This is a genomic window from Siccirubricoccus soli (assembly GCF_024178315.1).
GTDB classification, from domain to species: Bacteria; Pseudomonadota; Alphaproteobacteria; order Acetobacterales; family Acetobacteraceae; genus Siccirubricoccus; species Siccirubricoccus soli.
In genome coordinates, this window is record NZ_JAMZIK010000166.1 from 1 (window position 1) to 11,766 (window position 11,766).

The window sequence follows — 11,766 nt, forward strand, 5'->3', positions numbered from 1 at the left end:
GGAAGAGCTGAAGGCGGCGGGCCAGGGCTGAGCTCCGGCGTCGCGGGGAGGGAACGAGAATGAAGATCAGCCGCAGGGATCTGGCGCTCGGCGCCGCGATGCTGGCCATGCCCGGGGTGCTGCGGGCGCAATCCGCCCCTATCAAGCTCGGCTTCACCGCCGCCCTCACCGGGCCGTTCAACGAGTTCGGCGAGGGCATCAACCGCGGTGCGCAGATCGCGGTGGAGGAGTGCAACAAGGCCGGCGGCATCAGCGGCCGCATGGTGGAGCTGGCCGAGGTGCTGGACGACCAGCTCGTCCCCGACCGCGCGGTGCAGAACCTCCGCCGCATCCTGGACAACCGAGAGATCGTCGGGCTGATGTGCCCCTCCGGCTCCGGCCCAACCCTGGCGATCGCCGACATGATCCAGGCCGACGGCAGGCCGATCATCAATCCGCAGGCGCAGACGCCCTCCATCGTCTATCCCAACGGCTCGGACAAGCCGCCGCGGCCCAACCTCTTCTCCATCTCCATCGGCAATGTGGTCGAGTCGGAGAAGCTGGCAGCGGCGCTGTCGGAGTTCAGCCGCATCGGCGTGCTGCATGAGAGCACCGGCTATGGGGTGACCGGCGCCGATCTGGTGCGCAAGGAGATCCAGCGCCGCAATCCCCGCGCCCGGGTGACGGTCGAGAGCTACAACCAGCGTGCCCAGGACATGACGGCGCAGCTTGTGCGGGTGCAGCGGGCGAATGCCGAGGCGATGCTGGTCATCGGCCTGGGCGCCGACTTCGCCGTCATCCGGCGCAACATGAGCCGGCTGAACATGAACCCCGCGCTCTACGGCTCCACCGGCGCGGTGACGGTGCCCTATATCGAGGGTGCCGGCGATCTCGCAGCCGGCACCCGCGCGGTGAACCACGCCGCCTTCGGGCGCCGGCCGATGCACGCGGCGGCGCAGAAATTCGCCGATCTCTACCGCGCCAAATTCGGCACCGACCGCTGGTACGGCACCGATGCCGCCAACCCGCTCATCTCCCTCGCCGGCACCGTGGCCAGCGGCTATGACTGCATCAACCTGCTGCTGGACGCCATTCGTCGCGCCGGCTCCACCAGCGCCCCCGATATGGTCAAGGCGCTGGACCAGACCACGGATTACGAAGGCGCCACCATCCGCCGCATCAGCTTCACGCCGCAGAACCACGTGGCGCTGAAGCTGGAGGATCTCGGCATGTACGAGATGCAGCGGCGCGACGGCCGCGTGGTGCTGGAGCTGCGCGACTAGCGATGGATGATTTCTTCTTCTCGCTGCTGCTGGCCGGGGTCAGCGTGGGCGCGGTCTACGCGCTCATCGCGCTCGGCCTGAACCTGACCTTTTGGACGACGAAGACGCTGAATTTCGGCCAGGGCTCGCTGATGATGCTCTGCGCCATGCTCACCGTCTGGCTGTCCAGCCAGGGGATCGGCGTGGCGCTGGCGGTGCTGGGCAGCCTCGCCGTGGTCGCCGCGCTTGGCATGTTCATTGAGCGCTGGACGGTGCGGCCGGCGCTGAAGGCCAGCGGCGGCAGCATGGGGTGGGTCGTCTCGACCCTCGGCTTCGGCATCTTCCTGCAGGGCATGGCGGCGAAGTATTTCGGCTCCCAGGCCATGGCCTTCCCGGATGTGGTGTTTTCGGCGCAGGACTACGTGACCCTCTTCGGCCAGTACGTCTCCCTGCAATATCTGGTGGTGCTGGCGGTGGCGGTGGCGCTGATCCTGGCGCTGGAGCTCTTCGTGCGGAAGACGGTGTGGGGCCGGGCGGTGCATGCCGTCTCGCTGGACCCGGAGCTGGCGCTGGTGCAGGGCATTCCGGTACGGCGCCTGGTGCTCGGCTCCTTCATGCTGTCCTCCATCCTGGCGGGCGTCGCGGGGGTGCTGATCGCGCAGATCGGCGGCACGGTGGATCCGGCCTTCGGCTTCGACCTGGTGCTGCTGGGCTTCGTCGCCGCGGTGCTGGGCGGCATGGGCAGTTCCTTCGGCGCCCTGGCCGGCGGGCTGGTGGTCGGCATCCTCAGCAAGCTGGTCGGCGGCTACGTCTCCACTGCAGCGGAGCATGGCATCGCCTTCGCACTGCTGATGCTGGCGCTGGCGGTACGGCCGCAGGGGTTGTTCGGCCGGCCGGAGGTCAGCAAGGCATGAATGCCGTGCGCGCATGGCTCAGCGCCCTGGTGGCGGATTGGCGCCTGGGGCTGCTGCTGGTAGCGGCGCTGCTGCTGGGCGCGCCCTGGCTCTCGCCCGGCACGGTGCAGATCGCCAGCTTCGTCCTCATCGCCGCCATCTTCGCCCAGAGCATCAACCTGCTCACCGGCCTCGCCGGGCAGATCTCGCTCGGCCATGCCGGCTTCTTCGGCATCGGCGCCTATTGCACCGGGATTCTGGTGAAGACCCACGGGCTGGACGTGGCGCTCGGCGTGCCGGTCGCGGTGCTGCTGGCGGGGCTGACCGGCTGGCTGCTCTCCTTCCCGGCCAACCGGGTGCGCGATGTCTATCTGGCGATGATGACGCTGGGCTTCGGCATGGTGTTCTTCGAGATCGTGCGAGAATGGAACGACGTCACCGGCGGCACCATGGGCCTGCCGGGTGTGCCTTCGGCGGCGCTGCGCACCTTGACCATCCTGGGTGTGAAGGTGGACGGGCTGGGCTATTTCCGGCTGCTGCTGCTGATCACGGCCGGCATCGTCCTGCTGATGCGCAACCTGACGCAGTCGCGCATCGGCCGTGCCTTCTACGCCATCCATGTCAGTGAGGTCGCGGCCGGCAGCATCGGCATCCCGGCCGGGCGCACCAAGCAGCTCGCCTATGCGCTCTCCGGCGCGGTGGCCGGGCTGGCGGGGGCGCTCTACGCGCATCTGGTCGGCTATCTGGGGCCGGAAAGCTTCGCCCTGCCGCGCTCCATCGAGGTGCTGGTCATCGCCATCGTCGGCGGGCTGGGCTCCATCGCCGGGCAGGTGCTGAGCGCGACGCTGTTCACCTTCCTGCCGGAACGGCTGCAGGTCTTCGCCGAATGGCAGTTCATCGCCTATGGGCTGGTCCTCACTTTCTCCCTCCTCGTGCTGCCGCGCGGCATCGGCGGGTTGTTCTTCCTGCCGCCGCGCTTCATCCGGCCCCGCGCCCTGGCTCGCGCCGCGGCACGACGGGCGGAGACCGCAACGCTCCGGCCGGCCGGCCAGGGCGCGGCGCTGGAGGCGGAAGGCATCACCATGCGCTTCGGCGGGCTGGTGGCGGTGGATGATGTCTCGCTGCGGCTGGAGCCGGGGCGGATCACCGCTCTGGTCGGCCCGAACGGCTCGGGCAAGAGCACCTTCGTCAATGTCGTCACCGGTATCTATCGCCCGAGCGCCGGGCGGGTGCGCTTCGCCGAGCGGGACATCACCGGCCTGCCCGACCATCAGGTGGCGGCGGCCGGTGTCGTTCGCACCTTTCAGGACCCGCGCCTGGTGCCGCATTTCACCGTGCGGGAGAACCTGCTGCTGGGCGCGCATCGGCAGTTCCGCCACACGGGCCTCGCCGCCGCGCTGGCGCTGCCCGGCGCCACCCGCGACGAGGCCGCGCAGCTTGCGCTGGTGGAGGCGGTGCTGGCACTGGCCGACCTCACCGATGTCGCCGACCGGCCGATCGACACCCTGCCCTACGGCACCCGCCGCATGGCCGAGGTCGGACGCGCGCTGCTGGCGCAGCCCCGAATCATCCTGCTGGACGAGCCGGCCGCGGGCCTTTCGGAGGCTGAGATGGAGCGGCTCTCCCAACTCATCCGCGACATGAAGGCCATGGGCATCGGGATCCTGCTGATCGACCACCACATGGATTTCCTGGCGGAATTGGTGGATGACGTGGTGGTGCTGGACAGCGGCCGCATGATCTATCGCGGCGACATCGCCGGCATGCGCGGCGATGCCCAGGTGATCGCCGCCTATCTCGGCGACGAGGCCGCCCATGCTTGAGCTGCGCGGCGTGACGGTGCGCTACGGCGCGGTGCGGGCGCTGGAGGATCTCTCGCTGCGCGCGGAGCCCGGCGGCATCACCGCCATCCTCGGCGCCAATGGCGCGGGGAAGTCTTCGCTCATGCGCGCCGTCTCCGGCATCGCCCCGGTGGTGGGCGGGAGCGTGCTGCTGGATGGGCAGGACATCACGGGCCTCCCAGCGCCGGCGCGGGCGAAGCTCGGCATCGCCCATGCCATGGAGGGGCGGCGGCTGTTCCGCCAGCTCACGGTGGAGGACAATCTGAAGCTGGCCTGGAGCTTCGGCGCGCGCCGCGTGGCGCTGCCCGCCTCGCTGGCCGAGATCTATGACCGCTTCCCGATCCTGAAGGAGAAGGCCCGAACCCCGGCGGGGCTGCTTTCGGGCGGGCAGCAGCAGATGGTCATCCTCAGCTGCACCACCATCCGCAGCCCGCGCTGCCTGCTGCTGGACGAGCCCTCGCTAGGCCTGGCGCCGATCATCGTGCAGCAGATCTACGGCTTTATCACCGACTACGCCGCTCGCAGCGGTATCACCGTCGTCATCGCTGAGCAGATGGCGACTCTGGCGCTGAAGGTCTCGCGCCACTGCCTGGTGCTGCGGCGCGGCCGCGTGGTCCTCCAGGGTCCCAGTGCGGAGCTGCTGCAGGGCAGCGACGGCAAGGCCCTGGCCGCAAGCTATCTTTAGGAGACACCAACGATGCTTCGCCGTGCGCTGCTTGCCAGCGCCCTTTCCGCTCCTGTCATCGCCCGGGCGCAAGGCTTCACCGCAGGCCGCCCGGTCTCGATCGTGCTGCCCTATTCGCCGAGCGCCGGGCAGGAGGTGACCAGCCGCATCCTGACCGAAGGCTTCGCTGAGAGCTTCGGCGGCGGCACCTATGTGAACGACCACCGTCCCGGCGCCGGCACCACCGTGGCGGCACGCTATGTGGCCCGGGCGCGGCCGGACGGCACCACCCTGCTGCTCGCCACCAACGTCACCTTCACCATGGCGCAATACGCCTATCGCAACCCGGGCTTCGACCCGGATGCGGATTTCCACCACATCTCGCTGCTCAGCGAGGCACTCTACTTCGTCGCTGCCCAGCCGAAATGGCAGAGCGTCGAGCATCTGGTGGCGGAAGCGAAGCGGCGGCCGGGGGAGCTGGTCTATACGAGCTGGGGCGTCGGCTCCGTCGCGCATCTGCTTGGCGTCGATTTCTGCCGGCGCAACACCATCGACATGCTGCATATGCCCTTCAACGGCACCCCGCCTGCCCTCATCGAGATCATCGCCGGCCGCGCGGATATGATCTTCACGACCATGGCGGCGGCCCTGCCGCATGTGCAGGGTGGTCGGCTGCGCGCTATCGCCACCCCCTCGCCGCAGCGCATTCCAGGCTATCCTGATCTGCCGACGATGCAGGAGCTGGGCTACGAGGATTTCGTCATGCTGCCCTGGTACAGCCTCTCCGCGCCGCCCGGCCTGCCGCCGGCGCTGCTGGAGAAGCTGGAAGATTCGGTGAAGCGATCCTTCGCCACAGCAGCCGCGGCGGCGAAGCTGGCGGAGAACGGGCTGGTGCCGGCCGGGCGCGGCCGCGCCGACATGCTGGCCCGCATCGTCGAGGACCGGCGGCGCAACCGGGAATTGATGCGTCTGGCCGGCATCCAGCCCGAATAGCGCCTATCCGGGGGGCTGCTCCATCAGGGCCAGCCCCTCCATGGCCAGGCCGTAGCCCAGCAGGTCCTGCATGCGCTTGCGCAGATGTTCGGTGAACATCAGCCGGGTGTAGCGCAGCAGCAGGGTCGGCTTCTCCGCCAGCAGTCGCGCATGTTCCCAGGCGCGGGCCAGCACCTGGTCCTGCGGCAGCACCTCGTTCACCAGACCGAGCGCCTTCGCCTCCTCGGCGCTCAGCGTCTGGCCGGTCAGCAGGAAGTACCGGCCGCGATTCATGCCCATCAGCAGGGGCATGACGATGTGCATACCGTCCCCCGGCAGCATGCCGGACATGAAATGCGCCGAGTCCTGAAACTGCGCCGTCTCCGAAGCCAGGACGATGTCCGACAGCAGCGGGATCTCGCAGTGCCGCCAGGCCGGGCCGTTGATGGCGGCAATCACCGGGCATTCGATGTTGAGCAGGTTCATCAGCAGCGCCCGCCCTTCCCAATGCACCCGGTCATAGGCATTGGCGGTGATGCCCTGCGCCAAGGAGCGCGTGCCGGCGGTGGCGCGGATGCCGGAGAACTCGTCCCCGGTGCCGGTCAGGATGACGACGCGGTTCTCCCGGTCCCGCCCCACCTCGGCGAAGGCGTCCGGCAGTTCGCCATGCGGCACCAGGCCCCAGCGCAGCGGCCCGCCCTCCGTGTGCAGCCGCATCTCCAGGATGCCCTCCTCCCGCCGCATCTTCAGGCAGGAGAATTTGTCACGGTAGCTCTCGAACCGGCTCATGCCGCCAACTCCAGGATTTCCCTCACCTGCGCCGGGCCTTCGATGCGGCGCGGATTGCGCGGCACCCAGGGCGTCGCCATCGCGGCCTCGGCGATGCGGTCGAAGGCGTCGCGCCCGATGCCGACGGCGCCCAGGCTGCGCGGCATGCCGAGCCCCTCGATCAGCCGGTGCAGCAGCGCCGCCGCTTCGCCGCCCGGCTGGCCCATGGCGGCGGCAACCATCGCCTGGCGCTCGGCATTCGCCGGCAGGTTCCAGCGCATCACCGCTGGCAGCATGATGCAGGAAGTATGGCCGTGCGGGATGCCGAAGGCGGCGCCGAGCACATAGCCGATGCCATGGCTGGCGCCCATCGGCACGCCGGTGGCGAGCGGCGCCATGGAGAGCCAGGCGCCGAGCTGGCAATCCAGCCGCGCCTCGATGTCCGCCGGATCCGCCTTCACCCGCGTGAGGCCGGAGGCCAGCAGCGCGAGGCCGCGCAGCGCCTGGGCATCGGCAAAGGCATGCGCCTCGGGCGAGCAGATGCCCTCCACGCAATGATCCACCGCGCGGATGCCGGTGGAGAGGAACAGCCATTCCGGTGTCGCCAGCGTCATCGCCGGGTCCAGCACCACTGCGGCGGGGATGGTGCCGGGGTGGTGGAACACCTCCTTCACCTTGCTGCGCTCATCGGTGACGCCGGCGAAGGCGCTGAACTCGCCGGCGGAGAGGGTGGTGGGCACCGTCACCTGCCGCAGCCCGGGCGCCCGCAGCGGCGCACCGCCGGAACGCAGCCGGTCCATCGCCTGGGTGCTGTCCACGTCATTCGCCAGGCAGAGCTGTACCGCCTTGGCCGCGTCGGTGATGGAGCCGCCCCCCACCGTGACGATCAGGTCGGCACCGGCTTCGCGCGCCATGCGCGCGGCATCCAGTACGGCGGCGCGCGGCGAATGCGCCGGCATGCCCTGGTACTGCGCGGCGAAGCGTGGCCCCAACGCATCCCGGATGCCGGCGACATGGCCAGTCTCGCGGTCCAGCGTCGCGCTGGCCATCACCAGCACGCGCTTCGCGCCCATGCGCTCGGCCAGTTCCGCCACCGCTGCCGCAGCGGGCCGGCCGAACACCACCTCTTCCATGCGGCTGAACACCACGCGCCCGTTGCGGCCCATCGGCGTCTCCTCCTCTTTTCGGGGAGGGTAGCATGGAGTCCAGTGCCGGCCAGCGCCGGATCAGAGCGGCCCGAGCTTCCCGAGCTCCATCGCCTTGATCTGCAAGGCCAGGTATTTCGAGTTGATCCGGCATTGCGCCAGGCCGCCGGCGATGAACCACAGGCCCTGCTGCGGCGTGCGCTTGTACATGTTGTTCAGCTCGCCATTCGGGCCGATGCCCCAGACCGGCCCGATGCGCTCCAGCATCTCCTCGCCCAGCGCACGGCGGACGAGTTCCTGCTGCGGGTAGTAGCCCGTCGCCAGCACGATGAGGTCGGCCGGCACCGTCTTCCCGTCCTTCAGCAGCGCGCCGCCGGCGGTGAAGCTTTCGATCGCGTCGAATTGCAGCAGCCCCAGCTCACCCTTGATCATCAGGGCGGAGCTTCCGGCATCGAGGTTGTAGCCCCCGCCGCGCCGGTAATACTTCATCTGGTGGCCGGTCTCGTCCTCGCCGATATCGTGCTTGAAGCCGATGCCCTTGAGGCCCTCGATCATCTCCTTGTCGAATTCGAGCATGCGCTTCACCACCGCCTGGTAGGCCTTGCGGACCAGTGGCGGGGTGGCGGAGGCGACGATGAGGTCATTGTCCTCGAGCGCCCCGCCCTCGTTCCAGACCGCCTCGTTGAGCCGGGCGCTCGGGTTGATCGAGACGACGGTGGTGGAGCCGCGCTGGATGAGTGTGGTGTGCACGCCATGGCTGTGCAGGTCCAGCGCGATGTCGTTGGCGCTGCTGCCGGTGCCGAGGATGAGCGCCCGCTTCCCCGCCCAGGCGGCCCCGCTGTCGAAGCCCTCGGAGTGGATGATCTCGCCCTTGAAGTCCTTCAGGCCCGGCAGCTCCGGGATCTTCGGGTAGCTGCTGACGCCATTGGCGAAGACCAGGTGGCGGGGGCGGAAGACGCGTTCCTTCCCATCGCCGCGCCGCACCCGTGCGGTCCAGCACTTCGCCGCTTCGTCCCAGGCGCCGCTGACGAATTCGGTATCCGTCCAGCAATTGATCTCCATGGCGTCGGCATAGAATTCGAACCAATTCCCCAGCATGTCCTTCGGGATGTAGGTCGGCCAGGTCGGCGGGAATTCCATGTAGGGCAGGTGGTTGATGTGGATGGAGTTGTGCAGCGCCAGGGAGTGGTAGCGCTTCCGCCAGCTATCGCCGATGCGCGGCCATTTCTCGACGACGAGCGTGTCCACCTCAAGCTGGTTCAGCCGCGCGGCGATGGAGAGCCCCGCCTGGGCGCCGCCGATGACGAGCACCGCCGGATCCCGGTCCTCGTAGGCGACGGCCTTGCGGCGCATATCCGCCCAGTTGTCGCCGCCGAAATTGCGCGAATAGGCGGCGCCGGTGGGGCGGTTGGCGCCGATCTTCTCCTCATGGCCCGTCAGCGCCTGCAAGGTGGTCGAGAGCAGCCAAGCCTTCTTTGCCTCGCCCTCCGCGGCGGCGGAGAGGCGGACGATGCCCGCCCCGCGACCTTCCGCTGTCGAGAATTCGAAGATTGCCTCGATGCTGTCGACGCCGAGGCGCGTGACGTGACGCGGCGGCTTCCGGCCTTTCGGCAGGTGCAAGCCGTGTGCGGCCGTGCGCCCCTGCTCCGCAGCAAGGCGGCGGGCGATCTCGTCGCGGCCTGCCACCGGCGTCATGTACCAGGTGAAGGCCAGGACATCGCGCCAATGGGAGTCCGCGTGGAACAGGGCGCCGATCCGCACGGGATCGCGCGAGGCCAGCGCCGCCTCGAATTTCCCGAGCCAGTCCGCGGCCTCGCACCTTGCCTGATGTGCGAGATGGAACTCGCGCAGAGCCTGGTCGAAATCGTCCATGGTTTCCTCGCCTTCGGGAAGTGCAGCCGGAGCTGGCCTTTGGTCGATTTATAGTCGGGCAGTCGGACGTCCGTCCATGCATACCGCCCGAGCCTGCGCCGATGTGCGGGTCGTTGCACCGCCATCCTTGTCGCGCAGAGAGCGACAGCGGGAACAAGCCGAATTCACAATGGCCGCCGCATGCAGAGGCTTTTCATCGCCGCGATCCCGGACGCGGCGGCCGGCCACCCTGGGCCGGTCGTCGTCAGGGCTGCCGGAAGCGGGAAGGGCCTTCGCGGCGTCGGCATGCGGCGCGGCACCGCTTCGGGACCGCAGCGGAAAATCTTCGGCCCCTGCAAAACGTCGTGATGCCCTGACGAGGGCGGCCCCTTCGGTGTAGCCCGGCGCCGCGGCGACGCCCGTTCCGCGCCTCGCCCGCCTGCCTCTGCTTGCCCGGGCGGAACCCGGCGCAGCGCGGGCCTTTGCGTCAGCACGCCATTTGTCGAGGATCGCCGCCCACATGCCCGCCCTCCCCTCCCCGTGGCTGCGTGCCGCTGCCGCCCCGGGGGCCGCCCCCGGGGCCGGCAGCGGCACGCAGCCACGGCCATAGGTCGGCCCGCCATGGCCCTGCCCGCCTGGCTTCCGGGCCCGCGCGCCTGGCAGTTCTCCGCCGTCACCTTCGCGGCGGCGGCGCTGGCACTTTGGGTCGCGCTCGGCACCGGGCTGGAGCGTCCCTACTGGGCAGCCACGACGGTCTATATCGTGGCGCAGCCCTCCGCCGGGGCGTTGCGGGCCAAGGCCTTGTGGCGCTTCGCCGGCACCATCGCCGGCGCCGGCTTCGCCGCCCTGGCGATCCCTGCCCTGGTCGATGCGCCGCCGCTGCTGGTCCTGGTCTTCGCGCTCTGGGTCGGGCTCTGCCTGATGGCAGCGCAACTCGACCCCACACCACGCAGCTATGGCTTCATGCTGGCCGGCTATACCGCTGCGATCGTTGGCTTCCCGGCACTGACGGCGCCGGAGGCGGTGTTCCAGACCGCATTGTTGCGGCTGGAGGAGATCGGCCTCGGCATCGCCTGCGCCTGGGCGCTGCACGCCATCCTGCTGCCGCAGCCGGCGACGCCCCTGCTGCTGCAGCGGCTGGAGGCCTGGATCGCGGATGTCGCGCGCCTCGCCGCCGATGCGCTATCCGGCGACCTGCCCCGCCTCGCCGCCGACCGCCGCCGGCTGGCGCGCGACGGCACGGCGTTGGATGCGATGTTCCAGCAGGCGCGCTACGAGGAGGGCAGCAGGGCGTTGCGGGGTCTGCCCGGGCTGCGCGACCGGGCGCGGCGCATCCCGGTGATCGCCGGCGCCGCGGCCGACCGCATCGCCGCGTTGCGGGCGCAGGACCCGGCGGCGCTGGCCGCGCTGGAGCCGCTGCTGGCCGAGGTCGCCGCCTGGATGCGCGAGGCGCGGCCGGAGCGGGCGGCGGCGCTGGAGGCCAGGCTGGCGGCGGCGGAGATGGGCAGCAGCGACTGGGCCGGACTGCTGCGGGACGGGCTGCTGGACCGGTTGCGGGAGCTCGTCGCCACCTGGGCCGCCTGCCATGGCCGCGCCCTTCGCCTCGGCACCATCGCCCTGCCGCTGGACGTGCCGGCCCAGCCGGCGCTGCGCCTGCCCGGCCATGTCGATCCGCTGCTGGTCGGGCTCTCCGGCCTGGCGGTGATGGCGGCGATCTGCGCCGCCTGCGCCTTCTGGATCCTCACCGGCTGGTCGGCCGGCGCCACCACGGCGATGATGGCGGCAGTGGGCGGCAGCCTCTTCGCCGGGCTGGACGACCCGGCGCCGGCCATCCTCCGCTTCATGCAGGGCGTGGCCATCGCCGTGCTGGTCTCCGGCACCTACCTGTTCGCCATCCTGCCGGCGGTGGATGGCTTTGCCCTGCTGCTCCTGGTGCTCGGCGCCTGCTACTTGCCGCTGGGGGCGCTGCTGGCGGTGCCGGCGCTGACCCCGCGCACGGCGCCCGTGGCGATCAACGGCCTTGCCCTGCTCGCCCTGCAGGGCAGCTACGAGGCCGACCCGATTGCCTTCCTCGATGGCGCCTGCGCCATGCTGCTCGGCTTCGGCGCGGCGCTGCTCGCCACCCGCCTGCTGCGCAACCTTGGCGTCCAGCGCCGGGTGGCGCGGCTGAGCGCGGCCGACCGCCGCGACCTGCTGCGCCTGGCCGAGGCCCGCACCCCGCCGCCCGACCTCCGCCGCATCGCCAGCGCCATGCTGGACCGCTTCGAGGCGGCGGCGGCGCGGCTTGGCGCTGGAGATCCCGCCACGCTCGGCGCGCGGGAGCTTGCGGAGCTGCGGGCGGCGCTGAACCTGCTGCGGCTGCGCCAGGCCGCGCCCCGCCTGCCCGCCCCG

General features: G+C 70.3%; 9 protein-coding genes. 6 read left to right on the top strand and 3 right to left on the bottom strand.

Annotation, left to right across the window (positions count from 1 at the left end; genetic code table 11):
* The first annotated feature begins 59 nt into the window (after window positions 1-59).
* From NJ376_RS23215 to NJ376_RS23235, 5 genes are read left to right on the top strand one after another with little or no spacing between them, the layout of a single operon-like run.
* Window positions 60-1,262 carry an ABC transporter substrate-binding protein gene (locus NJ376_RS23215; protein WP_252955666.1) on the top strand — a complete coding sequence of 401 codons (1,203 nt, stop codon included), beginning with the start codon at window positions 60-62 and terminating at the stop codon, window positions 1,260-1,262.
* 2 nt (window positions 1,263-1,264) lie between these two features.
* The gene (locus NJ376_RS23220) at window positions 1,265-2,155 is read left to right on the top strand and encodes a branched-chain amino acid ABC transporter permease (RefSeq protein ID WP_252955667.1); all 891 of its coding nucleotides are present in this window, start codon (window positions 1,265-1,267) and stop codon (window positions 2,153-2,155) included.
* Entirely contained in the window at window positions 2,152-3,957 is a 1,806-nt protein-coding gene (locus NJ376_RS23225) for a branched-chain amino acid ABC transporter ATP-binding protein/permease (RefSeq protein WP_252955668.1), read from the top strand. Before NJ376_RS23220 ends, NJ376_RS23225 begins: the two co-directional genes overlap by 4 nt.
* Window positions 3,950-4,660 (top strand): ABC transporter ATP-binding protein, encoded by a 711-nt coding sequence (locus NJ376_RS23230; protein WP_252955669.1) that lies wholly within the window; start codon window positions 3,950-3,952, stop codon window positions 4,658-4,660. Before NJ376_RS23225 ends, NJ376_RS23230 begins: the two co-directional genes overlap by 8 nt.
* Before the next feature lie 12 nt (window positions 4,661-4,672).
* The gene (locus NJ376_RS23235; protein WP_252955670.1) at window positions 4,673-5,632 is read left to right on the top strand and encodes a Bug family tripartite tricarboxylate transporter substrate binding protein; all 960 of its coding nucleotides are present in this window, start codon (window positions 4,673-4,675) and stop codon (window positions 5,630-5,632) included.
* A 3-nt stretch (window positions 5,633-5,635) separates the two neighbouring features.
* Here the strand turns inward: NJ376_RS23235 and NJ376_RS23240 are convergent, their stop codons facing one another.
* Genes NJ376_RS23240 through NJ376_RS23250 form a run of 3 tightly spaced genes read right to left on the bottom strand, consistent with a single transcriptional unit; the run spans window position 5,636 to window position 9,396 of the window.
* Window positions 5,636-6,400, bottom strand: coding sequence for an enoyl-CoA hydratase/isomerase family protein (locus NJ376_RS23240; RefSeq protein ID WP_252955671.1), 765 nt, complete (start codon window positions 6,398-6,400; stop codon window positions 5,636-5,638).
* Window positions 6,397-7,545: an iron-containing alcohol dehydrogenase gene (locus NJ376_RS23245; RefSeq protein ID WP_252955672.1), complete on the bottom strand. Its 1,149-nt coding sequence runs from the start codon at window positions 7,543-7,545 to the stop codon at window positions 6,397-6,399. Before NJ376_RS23245 ends, NJ376_RS23240 begins: the two co-directional genes overlap by 4 nt.
* A gap of 60 nt (window positions 7,546-7,605) precedes the next feature.
* Window positions 7,606-9,396 (bottom strand): flavin-containing monooxygenase, encoded by a 1,791-nt coding sequence (locus NJ376_RS23250; protein WP_252955673.1) that lies wholly within the window; start codon window positions 9,394-9,396, stop codon window positions 7,606-7,608.
* 600 nt (window positions 9,397-9,996) lie between these two features.
* Between NJ376_RS23250 and NJ376_RS23255 the strand changes: the two genes are divergently transcribed.
* Window positions 9,997-11,766: FUSC family protein (locus NJ376_RS23255; protein ID WP_252955674.1), on the top strand; the 1,770-nt coding region annotated here is incomplete at its 3' end.